We start from the raw sequence: 15,434 nt of genomic DNA on the forward strand, positions 1-15,434 counted from the left end.
GGCTCTAATAGAGCGGTGGACGTCACCGTCGTCGGAAGCGGTCCGAACGGGCTGGCTGCCGCCGTGATCTGCGCACGGGCCGGTCTGTCGGTGCGGGTGATCGAGGGTCAACCCACCGCCGGCGGCGGCGCCCGCTCCGCACCGGACCCCGAGTACCCGGGCGTCCTCCACGACATCTGTTCGGCCGTCCACCCACTGGGGGTCGCCTCCCCGTTCTTCGCCGAGTTCGATCTCGCGGCCCGCGGCGTGGCGCTGCGCACGCCGGATGTGTCGTACGCGAACCCGCTGCCCGACCGACCGGCCGCGGTCGCCTACCGCTCGTTGGAGCGCACGTGCGCGGAGTTGGACGACGGCACGTCCTGGCGGCGGCTGTTCGGTCCGCTGACCGAGCACGTCGACGGGGTGCTGGGCTTCTTCCTCGGCGACAAGCGTTCACTGCCGCCGGATCTGCCCACCACCGTGCGCACCGGGTTGCGGGTCTTGGCGATGGGTAGCCCGGCCTGGGGGCTGTTGCGCGGCGAGGATTCCCGCGCTCTGTTCACCGGCGTTGGCGTACACGCCATTTCGACGATGCCCTCACCCGTCAACAGCGGCGCGGGCCTGATGCTGGGCACGGTGGCACACACCGCGGGGTGGCCGGTGCCCGTCGGCGGCACGCAGGCGATCGCCGATGCCCTGATCACCGATCTTCGGGCACACGGCGGCGAACTGGTGCTCGGCGAACCGGTCACCACGCCACCCGGCGGAGTCGTCATCTGGGATACCGCGCCGACGGCACTGCTCGACATCTACGGCGACGCGGTGCCGGCGCGTTACGCAAAAGCACTGCAGCGCTACACGTTCGGGCCCGGCGTCTGCAAGGTCGACTTCGTGCTCTCCGGCGAGATCCCGTGGCGCGACCAGCGCCTCGCCCAGGCGGGGACCCTGCACATGGGCGGCACACGGGCGCAGATGGCGCTGGCCGAACGCGAGATCGCCGCGGGCCGCCACGCCGAGTGGCCGATGACACTGGCCGCGCTGCCGCACGTGGCCGACCCGTCGCGCATCGACGACCAGGGCCGGCGGCCGCTGTGGACCTACGCCCACGTCCCGGCGGGTTCCACCATGGACCTCACCGAGACGATCACCGGCCTGTTCGAGCGTGCCGCACCCGGGTTCCGCGATCTCGTGGTCGCCGCGCGATGCGTGCCCGCGGCCCGGATGGCCGACCACAACGCGAACTACATCGGCGGGGACATCATCGTCGGTGGCGCGACGCTGTTCGCGGCGATGGTGGGACCCACACTGCGACTGAACCCGTGGACCACGCCGATTCCCCAGGCGTACCAGTGCTCGTCGGCCACGCCGCCCGGCACCGGCGTGCACGGCATGGCCGGCTACTACGCGGCGCGCACCGTGCTGCGCCGCGAATTCGGCATCACAGATCTGCCGCGCTTGTCACCCTGATCCTGCGGGGGCCGCGCGTAGTCTCGCGTCATGACCAAGCTCTCAGTGATCTACTACTCGGCCACCGGACACGGCACCGCGATGGCCAACCGCGTGGCCGCCACCGCAGAGTCCGCGGGCGCGGAGGTGCGCCTGCGCCACATCGCCGAAACCCGCGACCCGGAGTCGTTCGCAGAGAACCCAGCCTGGTCGGCGAATTACGAAGCCACCAAGGACCTTCCGGCGGCAACCGGCGATGACATCGTGTGGGCCGACGCGGTGATCTTCGGCTCCCCCACCCGATTCGGCAACACCGCCTCGCAGTTCCGGGCCTTCATCGATTCCCTCGGCGGCCTGTGGGCCCAGGGCAAGCTGGCCGACAAGATCTACGCCGGGTTCACGTCGTCACAGACCGCGCACGGCGGCCAGGAGACCACGCTGCTGACCCTCTACATCACGCTGATGCATTTCGGCGGGATCATCGTGGCCCCCGGCTACACCGACGGGGTCAAGTTCGCCGACGGCAATCCGTACGGCGTGGGCCACGTGACGGGTCCCGAGAACCGCAACGAGCTCGACGAAGCCACGCTGGCGGCGCTCGACCACCTGGCACGGCGGGTCGTCAGCACCGCCGACCGCCTCTCCTAGAAACACGAAAGTCGGTGCCGTTCGCGGGGAACGGCACCGACTTCGCGGGCAAAACTAAGCGGTTTCGGTGATCGGGCGGTCGACCCAGCTCATCAGGTCGCGCAGCTTCTTGCCGGTGACCTCGATCGGGTGCTCGGCATTCTCCTTGCGCAGCTGCTCGAGCTCCTTGTTGCCACCCTCGACGTTGGCGACCAGGCGCTTGACGAAGGTCCCGTCCTGGATGTCCTTGAGGATGTCCTGCATCCGCTTCTTGGTGCCGGCGTCGATGACCCGCGGGCCCGAGAGGTAGCCGCCGAACTCGGCGGTGTCGGACACCGAGTAGTTCATCCGGGCGATGCCGCCCTCGTACATGAGGTCGACGATCAGCTTCAGCTCGTGCAGCACCTCGAAGTAGGCCATCTCGGGCGCGTAGCCCGCCTCGACCATCACCTCGAAGCCGGTCTTGACCAGTTCTTCGGTGCCGCCGCACAGCACGGCCTGCTCGCCGAAGAGGTCCGTCTCGGTCTCTTCCTTGAACGTGGTCTTGATGACGCCGGCGCGGGCACCGCCGATGGCCTTCGCATACGACAGCGCGAGCGCCTCACCCTCACCCTTGGGGTCCTGATCGACGGCGATCAGGCAGGGCACGCCCTTGCCGTCGACGAACTGACGGCGCACGAGGTGGCCGGGGCCCTTCGGCGCGACCATGCCGATCGTGACGTTGGCCGGCGGCTTGATGAGGCCGAAGTGGATGTTCAGGCCGTGACCGAAGAACAGCGCATTGCCGTCTTCGAGGTTCGGCTCGATGTCGTTCGCGAAGATCTCGGCCTGCGCGGTGTCGGGCGCCAGCAGCATGATCACGTCGGCCCACTTGGCCACCTCGGCCGGGGTGTCGACCTCGAGGCCCTGCTCGGTGACCTTCTCGCGGGACTTCGACCCCTCCTTGAGGCCAACCTTCACCTGCACACCGGAGTCGCGCAGGCTCAGCGAGTGCGCGTGCCCCTGGCTGCCGTAGCCGATGACGGCGACCTTGCGGCCCTGGATGATCGACAGGTCCGCGTCGTCGTCATAGAACATCTCAACTGCCATTGTCGTGAATCTTCTTTCTACTCTGTGCTTTTCAGCTACTTGGTGCCGATTCCGCGGGGGCCACGCGACAGCGACACCACACCGGACTGGACGATTTCTCGGATACCGTACGGCTCCAGCACGCGCAGGAGCGCCTCGAGCTTGGCCGGGGTTCCGGTGGCCTCGACGGTCAACGACTCGTTGGACACGTCGACGACCTTGGCGCGGAACAGGTTCACGGCTTCGATGACCTGACCGCGGGTTGTCGCATCCGCGCGCACCTTGATCAGTGCGATCTCGCGCGACACCGCGTTGTCCTCGTCCTGCTCCACGATCTTGATCACGTTGACGAGCTTGTTGAGCTGCTTGGTGATCTGCTCGAGCGGCGAGTCCTCGACGTCGACGACGATCGTCATCCGCGACAAGTCCTTCTGCTCGGTGGCGCCGACGGCGAGGGACTGGATGTTGTATCCGCGCCGCGAGAACAGCGAGGCAACGCGGGCGAGCACGCCGGGCTTGTCCTCGACGAGCACCGACAGTGTGTGCGTGGTGGCCATCAGGCGTGTCCCTCTTCGTTGTCGAACAGCGGGCGGATGCCGCGCGCCGCCTGGATCTCGTCGTTGCTGGTGCCTGCGGCGACCATCGGCCACACCTGGGCGTCGGCGCCCACGACGAATTCGATGACCACCGGGCGGTCGTTGATCTCGCGCGCCTGGTTGATCACGTCGGCGACGTCCTCTTCGCGCTCGCAGCGCAGCGCGACACAGCCCAGCGCCTCGGACAGCTTGACGAAATCAGGGATGCGACGGGTGTGTGTGGCCAGATCGGTTTGGCTGTAGCGCTCTTCGTAGAACAGCGTCTGCCACTGCCGCACCATGCCGAGGTTGCCGTTGTTGATCAGCGCGACCTTGATCGGAACGCCTTCGATGGCACACGTGGCGAGCTCCTGATTCGTCATCTGGAAGCAGCCGTCGCCGTCGATGGCCCACACCTCGGTGTCCGGGCAGCCCATCTTCGCGCCCATCGCGGCAGGCACCGCATAGCCCATCGTCCCCAGACCACCGGAATTCAGCCAGGTCTTGGGCTTCTCGTACTTGATGAACTGCGCTGCCCACATCTGGTGCTGACCCACGCCGGCCACGTAGATCGCGTCCGGGCCGGCGATCTTGCCCAGCGTCTCGATCACGTACTCGGGTGAGAGGCTGCCGTCGCTCTGCGGGCCGTAGCTCAACGGGTAGGTCGCCTGGATGCCGCTCAGGTACTCCCGCCAATTGGCCAGCGGAGTCGAGCCGAGTCCACTGTCACGGCGCAGGGCCTCGATCAGATCGGTGATGACAGCCTTCACGTCACCCACGATCGGGACGTCGGCATGCCTGTTCTTGCCGATCTCGGCGGGGTCGATGTCGGCGTGGATCACCTTGGCATCGGGGGCAAAGGAATCCAGCTTGCCCGTCACCCGGTCGTCGAAGCGGGTGCCCAGCGCGATCAGCAGATCGCTGCGCTGCAGGGCAGCCACCGCGGCCACCGTGCCGTGCATGCCGGGCATGCCCATGTTCTGCGGATGACTGTCGGGGAACGCGCCGCGCGCCATCAGCGTGGTGACCACCGGGATGCCGGTGAGCTCGGCCAGTTCCAGCAGCTGCTCGGAGGCCTCGCCGCGGATGATGCCGCCACCGACGTAGAGGACCGGCTTGCGGGCCGCCGCGATCATCTTGGCGGCCTCACGGATCTGCCGGTTGTGCGGCTTGGTGTTCGGCTTGTAGCCGGGCAGTTCGAACTTCGGCGGCCAGCTGAAGGTGCACTGACCCTGCAGCACGTCCTTCGGGATGTCGACGAGCACCGGACCGGGACGCCCGCTGGCGGCGATGTGGAACGCCTCGGCGATGACGCGCGCGATGTCGTCACCATTGCGGACCAGGAAGTTGTGCTTGGTGACTGGCATCGTGATGCCGGAGATGTCGGCTTCTTGGAAGGCGTCGGTGCCGATGAGCGCGCGGCCGACCTGACCGGTGATGGCGACCACCGGGATCGAATCCATGTAGGCGTCGGCCAGCGGCGTCACCAGGTTGGTGGCCCCGGGGCCCGAGGTCGCCATGCAGACGCCGACCCGGCCGGTCGCGTGGGCGTAGCCGCTGGCGGCGTGGCCGCCACCCTGCTCGTGCCGGACCAGAACGTGGCGCAGCTTCACCGAGTCGTACAGCGGGTCGTAGACGGGCAGCACCGCACCACCCGGGATGCCGAAGATCACGTCGACGTCGAGTTCCTCGAGTGCCCTGATCACGGCTTGTGCGCCGGTCAGCTGAAGTGGCGCAACCTTTTTGGGCTGCGACGGGGCGGGGGCGGCGGTGCGAGTCCCGTTGGCCGGGGTCGCCGGCTGCTCAGGTGCTCGCGTGGTGGGTGCGCTCACGGTGTCCTCTATGTCCTGTCCGGCCTGAATGGCTTGGGTTAGATCTTCTCAAATCGGTGCTGGGGCAACAAAAAACCCCCGTCAGCCGGGAGGCTGAGCGAGGGTTGCGCGTCGATGCGGTTGTGCTATGCCCGGACCGGGGCTAGCGCGGCATCAACGCGCAACCCAATTACTACGAGCGAGCCCGGGATCTGCATAGCTCCCGACGGTAGCCCGCGAACCGGACTTCGGTCAAATTCCCACCGAGGCCCCGGATGGAATGATGAGTCCATGGCCTCCACCACGTCGCCCGCCCCGGTCGTGATCCGCATCTCGCCCATGGCGCATCTCGCCGTCGCGCTCTTCGCCCTGGCCTTGCTGTCCATCGTGTTCGCCGGCCCCGGCTGGTTCGCCGTGTTGCTGCTGATCCCCATCGCGCTGTCGGTCGCGATCGCGCGCTACCGAACGGTCGCCGACCGGGACACCGTCACGGTGCGCACACTCTTCGGCACTCAGACGATGCGGTGGACGGACATCGAGGGACTGCGCTTCGGCCGCAAGGCGTGGGCTCTGGCGCGGAGGTCCGACGGCAGCGAGACCACGCTGCCGGCGGTCACGTTCGCGAGCCTGCCGGTGTTGACGGCCGCCAGCGGCGGCCGGGTACCGAATCCGTACGAGTAGACGTCAGGCCAACGGGTTGGCGCCGTTGAGCAGCACCCAGACCGCGACGCCGGCGCCGATGCCGAGGACCAGTGCAGCGAAGGAGCCGAGGAACGGGCGTCGGGCCCACCCGCGACCGGCGTCCAGACCGTACCGGCCGGGTCCGGTCAGGATGATCGCCGCGACCGCCGCGACGAGCACCACCTGGTACTCATGGCCATCGGTGAGGAACGCCGACAATCGCGCGTCGTCGTGGGCCGCCAACGCCTCGGCGAGCACGGCATTGATCAGGTAGGCCAGCGCACCCGCGGCTGCCACCGGGGTGAACAGCCCCAGCACCAGCAGGATGCCGGCCGCGACCTCGCCACCGGCGGCCACATAGCTGAGGATGTCGGCGTACCGGAAGCCGGCGTCGGCGATGTAGTCGCGGAAACCACCCAGCCCGGGACCGCCCCACAACCCGAACAAGTTCTGCAGGCCGTGCGCCACCAGCAGGACCCCGACGGCCACCCGCAGCACGAGCAGGCCGAGATCCTGGGTGCCGCGGCGATCGCGCTCCCGACGCTCGTCGAACGCTCCGACCTCGGTCGGCGCGGCCGTCGTCGCCCCGTAGGAGCCGGGCGCCAGACCGGCACCCGGCTGGACGTACGGCAGGGGTTCGGCGTCGCCCAGCAGGCCGAACGGCTGCTGACCAGCTGGTTTGGCGGTGTCGTAGCGAGGGATCGCGGTCGTCTCGAAGTCGCCGCCGTAGTGCTCCGAGGGCAGATCGTCTTCCGGGTCCACCAGACGCGCCGACGCGGGCCGGCCACCCGAGTCGGCGGGCCGCTGCCAGGGTTGTGAGTCTTGCGGGCTGGTCACACCTAGCAGGGTAAGGGCTGACCAGGTCGTACCCGGGAATTCGCTCGGCGCGCCCGACCACGTGTTTGGCGGGTGCACCGACCCGTCTGACCTGGTCGACCCGGCCGCCGTGGCGAGCACCGCGCAACGATCCGTAATCTGGCTCGCATGAGTCGACGCCGGTCGTTGCGGGTAGCCGCCGTGGTGGCAAGTGCAGCCCTGCTCGGCATCACCGGCTGCGCGCGCTTCGATTCGGCGCAATCGCAGCCGTTCACGACGAAGCCGCAGATGGCGCCCGGGCCCACGTCGACGCCGCCGCCGCCGGCGCCCCTACCCGCCCAACCGTTCCCCAAGGCGTGTCCGGCGCAAGGCGTCATGCAGGGCTGCCTGGAGAGCACCAGCGGGCTCATCATGCTGCCCGACAGCCAGTCGGCACTGGTGGCCGAACGGGTGACCGGCGCGGTCAAGCAGGTCGCCACGAGGGCCGAGCCCTTCGTCAAGATGACGATCCCGGTCGACGGCAGCGGCGACGGCGGGCTGATGGACATCGTTCAGTCGCCCACCTACCAGCAGGATCGGTTGACCTACGCCTACATCAGCACCCCGACCGACAACAGGGTGGTGCGCATCGCCGACGGTGACGTGCCCAAGCCGATCCTGACCGGCATCCCGAAGGGCGCGACCGGTAACACCGGGTCACTGGTCTTCACCAGCCCCACGACGCTGATGGTGCAGACCGGCGACGCGGGCGACCCGGCGTTGGCCGCCGATCCGGGCTCGATGGCCGGCAAGCTGCTGCGCATCGAGCAGCCCACCACGGTCAACCAGGCGCCCACCACCACCGCGCTGTCCGGTCTGGGGTCGGGCGGCGGCATGTGCATCGACCCGTCCGACGAATCGCTCTACGTCACCGACCGGACACCGACCGCGGACCGGCTGCAGCGCATCACCAAGGACTCCAAGGTGTCGACGGTGTGGTCCTGGCCGGACCGGCCCGGGGTGGCCGGCTGCGCCGCGCTCGACGGCACCGTGCTGGTGAACCTCGTCAACACCAAGCAGACCGTCGCGGTGCGGATGGCACCCGACACCGGCGCGGTGACCGGCGAGCCGGAGGTGGTCCGAAAGGATCAGCACGGCCATGCCTGGGCGCTGCAAGTCGCTCCCGACGGCAACATCTGGGGCGCCACGGTCAACAAGACCTCCGGAGACGCGGAGAAGCTCGACGACGTGGTGTTCCCGCTGTTCCCGCAGGGCGGTGGCTTCCCCCGCGCCAACGACGAGAAGACCTAGACCGAACTGGGCCCGGACCCGGGCAGGCGCAGGATCAGCCGTGTGCCACCCAGCGGGCTGTGCTCCAAAGCCGCTGTGCCGCCGTGGATCTCGGCCTGTTGCGCGACGAGCGCCAGGCCCAGGCCGGAGCCCGAGCGGGACGCTGTCGTCCCTCGGTGGAAGCGTTGGAACACTTCTTTGCGTTCCTCCTCCGGCACGCCGGAACCGTTGTCGTCCACCGCGATCTCGACCCCGTCGGCCGAGCTGATCACACTCAACTGCACCCGCGTCGCGCCGCCGTGCTTGACGGCGTTGGCTATCGCGTTGTCGACCACCAATCGCAACCCGGCAGGCATCCCCAGCATCAGCACCGTCGTCGACGACGCCAGCGAGACTTCAAGCCCCGGGTAGTTGTGCCGGGCGTCGTGGGCGGCCCGGTCGAGCAGTTCGGCGACATCGAGGGGGACGAAGTCGGCCACCGTGGTCAGCTCGCCCTGCGCCAGTCGCTCGAGCGCCGACAGCGTGGCCTCGATCCGCGACTGCGTGCGCATGACGTCGCCGATGACCTCCCGGCGTTGCTCCGGGCTCAGGTCGAGGGTCATCAGCACCTCGAGGTTGGTGCGCATGGCCGTCAGCGGGGTGCGCAGTTCGTGGGAGGCCACCGCGGCGAAGTCGCGTGCCGACTCCAGTGCCGCCCGGGTCCGCTGCTGCTCGTTGCCGATCCGGGCGAGCATGCCCTCCACCGCCTCGGAGATCTCGACGGCCTCCCACACGCCGCGCACCTGCACCTCGTCCGGATTGGACTGGGCGTTGATGGCACGCGCCTGCTGCGCGAGCAGCCGGAACGGGTTGACCATGATCAGCGCGATCACCCACCCCACCAGCAGCGTGGCCAGGATCACGCCCGCGCAGATCCAGAACACCCGCCAGTGCAGCGAGTCGATGCGCGCCTGGGTGTCAGCCAGCGGCGCGCCGAGTGCGATCGACGCGGCGCCGGTGGTGATGGTGCGGATGCGGTACTCGACGCCGCCGATCGTCGCGTCGGCGTACCCGTTGGGCAGCTCGGGCAGGACGATGTCGGGCGGCATCGACACGGCGACCGGGCCGATGCGGGCTGTCCGGACGAGGCCGCCCTCGGCCGGTTCGGGCCCCACCCCTTCCTGCGCGCTGCGCAGCAGCGTGTTCACGTCGCCGAGGCTCGACAGCGAGTCCAACCGACGGTCGAGCTGATCGTATTGATCGTTGGTGACGCCCACCCACACCCAGATGCCGAGCGTGAGCACCAGGATGATCACGCCGACCTGAGCCAGGATGACGATCGAGCGCAGCGACAGCAGCCGCAGCGGATGCGAGAGCAGGCGCAGTACCAGGTCTTGGGCGCGCTTCATCGGCAGCGTCAACTGCAGGCGGCCATGACCAGCTCACGCACGCGCGCGGCGTCCGCCTGCCCCTTGGTCGCCTTCATCACTGCACCGACGATCGCGCCTGCCGCGGCCACCTTGCCGCCGCGGATCTTCTCGGCGATGTCCGGGTTGGCGGCCAGCGCCTCGTCGACCGCGGACTGGATGAGTGAATCATCGCGAACCACTGCGAGCCCGCGCGCGGTCATCACCTCGTCGGGTTCGCCCTCGCCGGCCAGCACACCCTCGACGACCTGGCGGGCCAGCTTGTTCGAGAGCTTCCCGTCGTCGACGAGCTTGACCACCGCGGCCACCTGGGCGGGTGTGATGGGCAGCTCGTCGAGTTCCACGCCTTTTTCGTTGGCCTTCTGCACCAGGAAGTTTCCCCACCAGGCGCGCGCTGCATCGCTGGACGCGCCGTGCGAGACCGTCGCGGTGATCAGATCGAGCGCCCCGATGTTGACGAGATCGCGCATCACCTCATCGGAGATGCCCCACTCCTGCTGAATGCGCTTGCGCGACAACCAGGGAAGCTCGGGAATGGTGCCGCGCAACCGCTCGACGAGTTCATCACTGGGCGCGACGGGCTCGAGATCGGGTTCGGGGAAATAGCGGTAGTCCTGAGCGGTCTCCTTGCTGCGGCCCGGCGAGGTGTAGCCGTCCTCGTGGAAGTGCCGGGTCTCCTGGGTGACGGTGCCACCGGACTCCAGAACTGCTGCCTGCCTGCGCATTTCGTAGCGCACCGCGACTTCGACGCTCTTGAGCGAGTTGACATTCTTGGTCTCGGTGCGGGTACCGAACTCGACCTGTCCGATCGGCTTGAGCGAGATGTTGGAGTCGCAGCGCATCGAGCCCTGATCCATGCGGACGTCGGAAACGTCCAAGGCGCGCAGCAGGTCTCGCAGGGCGGTCACGTAGGCGCGGGCGATCTCGGGAGCGCGGGCACCGGCGCCTTCGATCGGCTTGGTGACGATCTCGATCAACGGCACGCCGGAGCGGTTGTAATCGGCGAGCGAGGTCGTCGCGCCGGCGATACGGCCGGTGTCACTGCCCAGGTGGGTCAGCTTCCCGGTGTCCTCCTCCATGTGCGCACGCTCGATCTCCACGCGCCACGTGCTGCCGTCGTCGAGCGGCACCTCGAGGTGGCCGTTGACGGCGATCGGCTCGTCGTACTGGCTGATCTGGTAGTTCTTCGGCTGATCGGGATAGAAGTAGTTCTTGCGGGCGAACCGGCCCCACGGCGCGATCTGGCAGTTCAGCGCCAGCCCGATCCGGATCGCGGACTCGACCGCCGACTCGTTGAGCACGGGCAGCGAACCGGGCAGCCCGAGGCACACCGGGCACACCTGGGTGTTGGGTTCGCCGCCGAAGCGGTTCGGGCAGCCGCAGAACATCTTGGTCTGCGTCGAGAGCTCGACATGCACCTCGAGGCCGAGAACCGGCTCGTAGGCGGCGATGACCTGGTCGTAGTCCAGCAGCGGTGCGGTGGCCGAGGTCACGGAAGTCATGCCCCGATCCTAAGTGCTGGGCGCTGCCGAGCCGGTGTCCGGTCCGTACACCACCCGGTTGCGGCCCTCCCTCTTGGCGCGGTAGAGCTGGGCGTCCACGCCGGTCAGAATACGGGCGATGTCGAACGGGCGACGGCAGGTCAGCACTCCGGCGCTGACGGTGACGGCCGCGGCCGTCATCGACGCGGGATGCGCGATCTCCAGCTCCGCCACAGCAATCTGGCACTGCCGGGCGACCTCAGCCGCGGCCGCCTCGTCGGCGCGCGGAAGTAGGCACAGGAACTCCTCGCCGCCGTAACGGGCCGCGAGCCCGCCCCGCGCGGCGGCTATCCGATCGAGAACCGAGGCCACCTGTCTCAGGCATTCGTCCCCCGCGCTGTGGCCGAGGTGATCGTTGAACACCTTGAAGTGGTCGATGTCGATCATGATGATCGACAGAGGATCGCCCGTGACGACATGGTCGCCGACGAAATCGGCCAGCACCGCGTCGAATCGGCGACGATTGGCGATCCCGGTGAGATCGTCGGTGATCGACAGACGGGTGATCTCCTCGTTGAGCTGAAGCAGCCGCGACTCGACGACCTTGCGCTCGGTGATGTCCCGCACGATGGAGCAGTTGTACTCCTCACCGTCGAAGTCGACGTAGTTCACCGTCACCTCGATCGGTATGTCGGTTCCGTCTTTCGTGGTGTTCACCGTCTCGATGACGAAGGACTTGCGTTCCACGATGTCGCGCCAGTGCTCTCGCCAGATGTCGTCGTCGAAGAACGGGTCGACGTCGACCACGCGGAGCCGGGACAGTTCGTCAGCGGTGTAGCCGAGCAGACTGCAGGCCGCGGCGTTGACGAAGACGTACCTGCCGTCTCGGTCCAGCCAGATGATCATGTCGGTGACGCACTCGATCGTCGCCTCGGTCAGGTGCAGACGGCGCAGGCGGGCGTGCTGGACATCGACATTCTCGACATCGACGTCATAGCGATCACCGCGCGCAGCCGGCCGGACGACGATGCGCAGCCCGCGGGTGTCGAACACGGCCGCGTGCCGGTGTCGGCCGCCCAGGTAGTCGAGCACTTCGGCCGCGGTACTGCCGTCGAGGACATCGCGCAGATCCGCGCCGGCGACGGCGCGGTCGCCGAGCATGGGAACGACGGCCGGATCGGCGGCGACGACGACGCCGGCCTCATCGACGACGAGACGCGCGTGCAGTGGTTCCCGCGACTCGCCGTGCATGGGTGCAGTCTGCCGTGCCCCGCAACGGACGGGCACTTTTCTCCCGCGAGAAGACACGAACTCGAGTGTTTTCCCGGCGAGTCACTCGAGTTCGTGTCTGGTCGCCGAAAAAACTCAGCCGAAGAACTCGGCGGCGTCGTCGTAGCGGCTCTGTGGCACCAGCTTGAGTTGGCGCACCGCATCGGCGAGAGGCACCCGGCCGATCTCCTGACCCCGCAGCGAGACCATCATGCCGTACTCCCCCGCGTGCGCCGCGTCGGCGGCATTCACGCCGAAACGTGTGGCCAGCACCCGGTCGTACGGCGTTGGGGTGCCACCGCGTTGGACGTGGCCCAGCACGGTCACGCGCACCTCCTTCTTGATGCGCTGCTCGACCTCGAGCGCCAACTGCGCAGCGACGCCGGTGAACCTCTCGTGACCGAACTCGTCCATGCCGCCCTTGCGCAATTGCATGGTGCCCTCGGCCGGCTTCGCGCCCTCGGCAACGACGCAGATGAAGTGCGAATCACCGCGCTGGAAGCGGCGTTTGACCAGCCGGCACACCTCTTCGACGTCGAAGGGCTGCTCGGGGATCAGTGTCATGTGCGCACCCGAGGCCATCCCGGCGTTCAGCGCGATCCACCCCGCGTGCCTCCCCATCACCTCGACGAGCATCACGCGCTGATGTGATTCCGCGGTGCTGTGCAACCGATCGATGGCCTCGGTGGCCACGTGGAGGGCCGTGTCGTGCCCGAATGTGACGTCGGTGCAGTCGATGTCGTTGTCGATGGTCTTCGGAACACCGACGACGGGCACCCCCTCCTCGGAGAGCCAGTGCGCCGCGGTCAGCGTGCCCTCTCCCCCGATCGGGATCAGCACGTCGATGCCGTTGTCCTCGAGGGTCTGTTTGATCTGGTCCAGGCCGGCGCGCAGCTTGTCGGGGTTGGTCCTGGCCGTGCCGAGCATGGTGCCACCCTTGGCGAGCAGCCGGTCGTTGCGGTCGTCGTTGGCCAGCTGGATGCGGCGGTCCTCGAGCAGGCCGCGCCAGCCGTCGAGGAACCCGACGACCGAGGAGCCGTACCGCGCGTCGCAGGTTCGCACCACCGCCCTGATCACCGCGTTCAGTCCTGGACAGTCACCACCGCCGGTCAGTACTCCGATGCGCATGGTCTCCATCCTCCCCTGTCACAGCGCAGTTGGCAGAGCACCCCGGGCAACTTCATAGGCCGCACCCACCCGATAGAGCCGGTCGTCGGCCAGTGCCGGCGCCATGATCTGCAGGCCCACCGGCAGGTTGTCATCACTCGACAACCCCGACGGCACCGACATCCCGCAGTGCCCGGCCAGATTCAGCGGCAGCGTGCACAGGTCGAACAGATACATCGACAGCGGGTCGTCGACCTTCTCCCCGAGGCGGAACGCGGTGGTCGGCGTCGCCGGGGACACCAGCACATCGACCTTCGTGTACGCCTCGTCCAGATCACGCGCGATCAGCGTGCGGACCTTCTGCGCCTGGTTGTAGTACGCGTCGTAGTAGCCCGCCGAGAGTGCGTAGGCACCGATCATGATGCGGCGCTTGACTTCTGGACCGAACCCGGCGGCCCGGGTCAGGGCCATCACCTCTTCGGCGCTGCGGGTGCCGTCGTCGCCGACGCGCAGGCCGTAGCGCATCCCGTCGAATTTCGCGAGGTTCGACGACACCTCCGACGGCAGGATCAAGTAGTAGGCCGGCAGCGAGTAGTCGAAGTGCGGGCAGTCCACCTCGGTGATCTGCGCGCCGAGCGCGCTGAGCTGGTCGACGGCCGCGGTGAACGACGCGAGCACGCCGGGCTGATAGCCCTCGCCACTACGGAGCTGCTTGACCACCCCGATGCGCACGCCCGTCAGGTCACCGGCGGCGCCGGCCTTCGCCGCGGCGACGACGTCGGGCACCGCGGCGTCGCTCGACGTCGAATCCCTCGGGTCGTACCCGGCGATGACCTGGTGCAGCAGCGCGGTGTCCAGCACGGTGCGGGCGCACGGCCCACCCTGGTCCAGCGAGGACGCACACGCGATCAGCCCGTACCGCGACACCGTGCCGTAGGTCGGTTTCACCCCGACGGTGGCAGTCAGCGCGGCGGGTTGGCGGATCGACCCGCCGGTGTCCGAGCCGATGGCCAGCGGTGCCTGGAAAGCGGCCAGCGCGGCCGCACTGCCACCGCCGGAACCGCCGGGCACCCGCTCGGTGTCCCATGGGTTGCGGGTGGGGCCGTAGGCGGAGTTCTCGGTCGAACTGCCCATCGCGAACTCGTCCATGTTGGTCTTGCCGAGGATCGGGATGCCCGCGGCGCGCAGCCGGGCCGTCACCGTGGCGTCGTACGGCGACGTCCAGTCCTCGAGGATCTTCGACCCGCAGGTGGTGGGCATGTCGGCGGTGGTGAACACGTCCTTGAGGGCGAGCGGAACGCCGGCCAGCGGCGAGCTCAGCTGCTCACCCGCGGCCACAGTTTTGTCGACCTCGGCGGCGGCGGCCAACGCCTGCTCGCCCGCGACGTGCAGGAATGCGTGATAGTCGCCGTCGGTGGCGGCGATCTGGTCCAGGCAGGCCTGCGTCGCCTCGACCGAGGACACCTCGCCGGCGGCGATCTTGCCGGCCAGCGTGGCGGCGTCGAGCCGGATCAGGTCGGTCTCGCTCATTCGGGCTCTCCCAGGATGCGCGGCACGGCGAAGCGTCCTTCGGCGGCGTTGGGCGCCTCGGCCAGCGCCTGCTCCTGTGTCAGACACGGCTGCGGCTCGTCGGACCGGAAGACGTTCACGCTCGCGAGCGGGTTGTCGGTGGCGGCGACGCCCGTGACGTCGACGGCCTGGATATGGCTGACGTGGCCGATGATGGCGTCAAGCTGACCCGCGAAGCTGTCGAGTTCATCGTCTGTGAGGGCCAGACGGGCCAGCCGCGCCAAGTGCGCTACCTCGTCTCGGGAGATCTGGGACACGACCACGAAGCCTAGTTGAACGCGACTCCGGCGCTTGCGTCCGAGTCGCCGCCGCCCGGGAGTCCGTGACACA

General features: G+C 68.4%; 14 protein-coding genes. 4 read left to right on the forward strand and 10 right to left on the reverse strand.

Annotation, left to right across the window (positions count from 1 at the left end; genetic code table 11):
- The first annotated feature begins 15 nt into the window (after positions 1 to 15).
- Entirely contained in the window at positions 16 to 1,446 is a 1,431-nt protein-coding gene (locus tag DMB80_RS03765; protein ID WP_205538510.1) for a phytoene desaturase family protein, read from the forward strand.
- Positions 1,447 to 1,476: 30 nt separating this feature from the next.
- Positions 1,477 to 2,073 (forward strand): NAD(P)H:quinone oxidoreductase, encoded by a 597-nt coding sequence (wrbA, locus tag DMB80_RS03770; protein WP_046362359.1) that lies wholly within the window; start codon positions 1,477 to 1,479, stop codon positions 2,071 to 2,073.
- Between the two features lie 54 nt (positions 2,074 to 2,127).
- Here the strand turns inward: wrbA and ilvC are convergent, their stop codons facing one another.
- Genes ilvC through DMB80_RS03785 form a run of 3 tightly spaced genes read right to left on the reverse strand, consistent with a single transcriptional unit; the run spans position 2,128 to position 5,527 of the window.
- The gene (gene ilvC, locus DMB80_RS03775; protein ID WP_240430999.1) at positions 2,128 to 3,129 is read right to left on the reverse strand and encodes a ketol-acid reductoisomerase; all 1,002 of its coding nucleotides are present in this window, start codon (positions 3,127 to 3,129) and stop codon (positions 2,128 to 2,130) included.
- 47 nt (positions 3,130 to 3,176) lie between these two features.
- Positions 3,177 to 3,680, reverse strand: coding sequence for an acetolactate synthase small subunit (ilvN, locus tag DMB80_RS03780; RefSeq protein ID WP_240431000.1), 504 nt, complete (start codon positions 3,678 to 3,680; stop codon positions 3,177 to 3,179).
- The gene (locus tag DMB80_RS03785; RefSeq protein WP_111508611.1) at positions 3,677 to 5,527 is read right to left on the reverse strand and encodes an acetolactate synthase large subunit; all 1,851 of its coding nucleotides are present in this window, start codon (positions 5,525 to 5,527) and stop codon (positions 3,677 to 3,679) included. The genes ilvN and DMB80_RS03785 overlap by 4 nt, the downstream gene beginning before the upstream one ends.
- A 270-nt stretch (positions 5,528 to 5,797) precedes the next feature.
- Here DMB80_RS03785 and DMB80_RS03790 point away from each other — a divergent pair, with 270 nt between their 5' ends.
- Positions 5,798 to 6,187 (forward strand): PH domain-containing protein, encoded by a 390-nt coding sequence (locus tag DMB80_RS03790; RefSeq protein ID WP_111508612.1) that lies wholly within the window; start codon positions 5,798 to 5,800, stop codon positions 6,185 to 6,187.
- Positions 6,188 to 6,190: 3 nt separating this feature from the next.
- On the opposite strand, the gene DMB80_RS03795 is transcribed toward DMB80_RS03790, so the two are convergent.
- Positions 6,191 to 7,024, reverse strand: a complete 834-nt coding sequence (locus DMB80_RS03795; RefSeq protein ID WP_162938399.1) for a DoxX family protein — start codon at positions 7,022 to 7,024, stop codon at positions 6,191 to 6,193.
- 147 nt (positions 7,025 to 7,171) lie between these two features.
- On the opposite strand from DMB80_RS03795, the gene DMB80_RS03800 reads away from it, so the two are divergent.
- The gene (locus DMB80_RS03800) at positions 7,172 to 8,293 is read left to right on the forward strand and encodes a PQQ-dependent sugar dehydrogenase (RefSeq protein WP_111508613.1); all 1,122 of its coding nucleotides are present in this window, start codon (positions 7,172 to 7,174) and stop codon (positions 8,291 to 8,293) included.
- On the opposite strand, the gene DMB80_RS03805 is transcribed toward DMB80_RS03800, so the two are convergent.
- From DMB80_RS03805 to gatC, 6 genes are all read right to left on the reverse strand, one after another.
- Positions 8,290 to 9,660, reverse strand: coding sequence for a sensor histidine kinase (locus DMB80_RS03805; RefSeq protein WP_111508614.1), 1,371 nt, complete (start codon positions 9,658 to 9,660; stop codon positions 8,290 to 8,292). The two genes, DMB80_RS03800 and DMB80_RS03805, sit on opposite strands and share 4 nt — an antisense overlap.
- A gap of 8 nt (positions 9,661 to 9,668) precedes the next feature.
- Positions 9,669 to 11,180 carry an Asp-tRNA(Asn)/Glu-tRNA(Gln) amidotransferase subunit GatB gene (gene gatB / locus DMB80_RS03810; RefSeq protein WP_111508615.1) on the reverse strand — a complete coding sequence of 504 codons (1,512 nt, stop codon included), beginning with the start codon at positions 11,178 to 11,180 and terminating at the stop codon, positions 9,669 to 9,671.
- Positions 11,181 to 11,189: 9 nt separating this feature from the next.
- Positions 11,190 to 12,410, reverse strand: coding sequence for a GGDEF domain-containing protein (locus DMB80_RS03815; protein WP_205538513.1), 1,221 nt, complete (start codon positions 12,408 to 12,410; stop codon positions 11,190 to 11,192).
- Positions 12,411 to 12,524: 114 nt separating this feature from the next.
- A complete protein-coding gene (locus DMB80_RS03820) occupies positions 12,525 to 13,556 on the reverse strand; it encodes an ATP-dependent 6-phosphofructokinase (protein WP_111508714.1) in 1,032 nt (343 codons plus the stop codon).
- An 18-nt stretch (positions 13,557 to 13,574) separates the two neighbouring features.
- Entirely contained in the window at positions 13,575 to 15,065 is a 1,491-nt protein-coding gene (gene gatA, locus DMB80_RS03825; RefSeq protein ID WP_111508616.1) for an Asp-tRNA(Asn)/Glu-tRNA(Gln) amidotransferase subunit GatA, read from the reverse strand.
- The gene (gene gatC, locus DMB80_RS03830; protein ID WP_073684635.1) at positions 15,062 to 15,361 is read right to left on the reverse strand and encodes an Asp-tRNA(Asn)/Glu-tRNA(Gln) amidotransferase subunit GatC; all 300 of its coding nucleotides are present in this window, start codon (positions 15,359 to 15,361) and stop codon (positions 15,062 to 15,064) included. The genes gatA and gatC overlap by 4 nt, the downstream gene beginning before the upstream one ends.
- Positions 15,362 to 15,434: the final 73 nt, after the last annotated feature.

It is taken from the genome of Mycobacterium kyogaense (assembly GCF_003254575.1).
GTDB classification, from domain to species: domain Bacteria; phylum Actinomycetota; class Actinomycetes; order Mycobacteriales; family Mycobacteriaceae; genus Mycobacterium; species Mycobacterium kyogaense.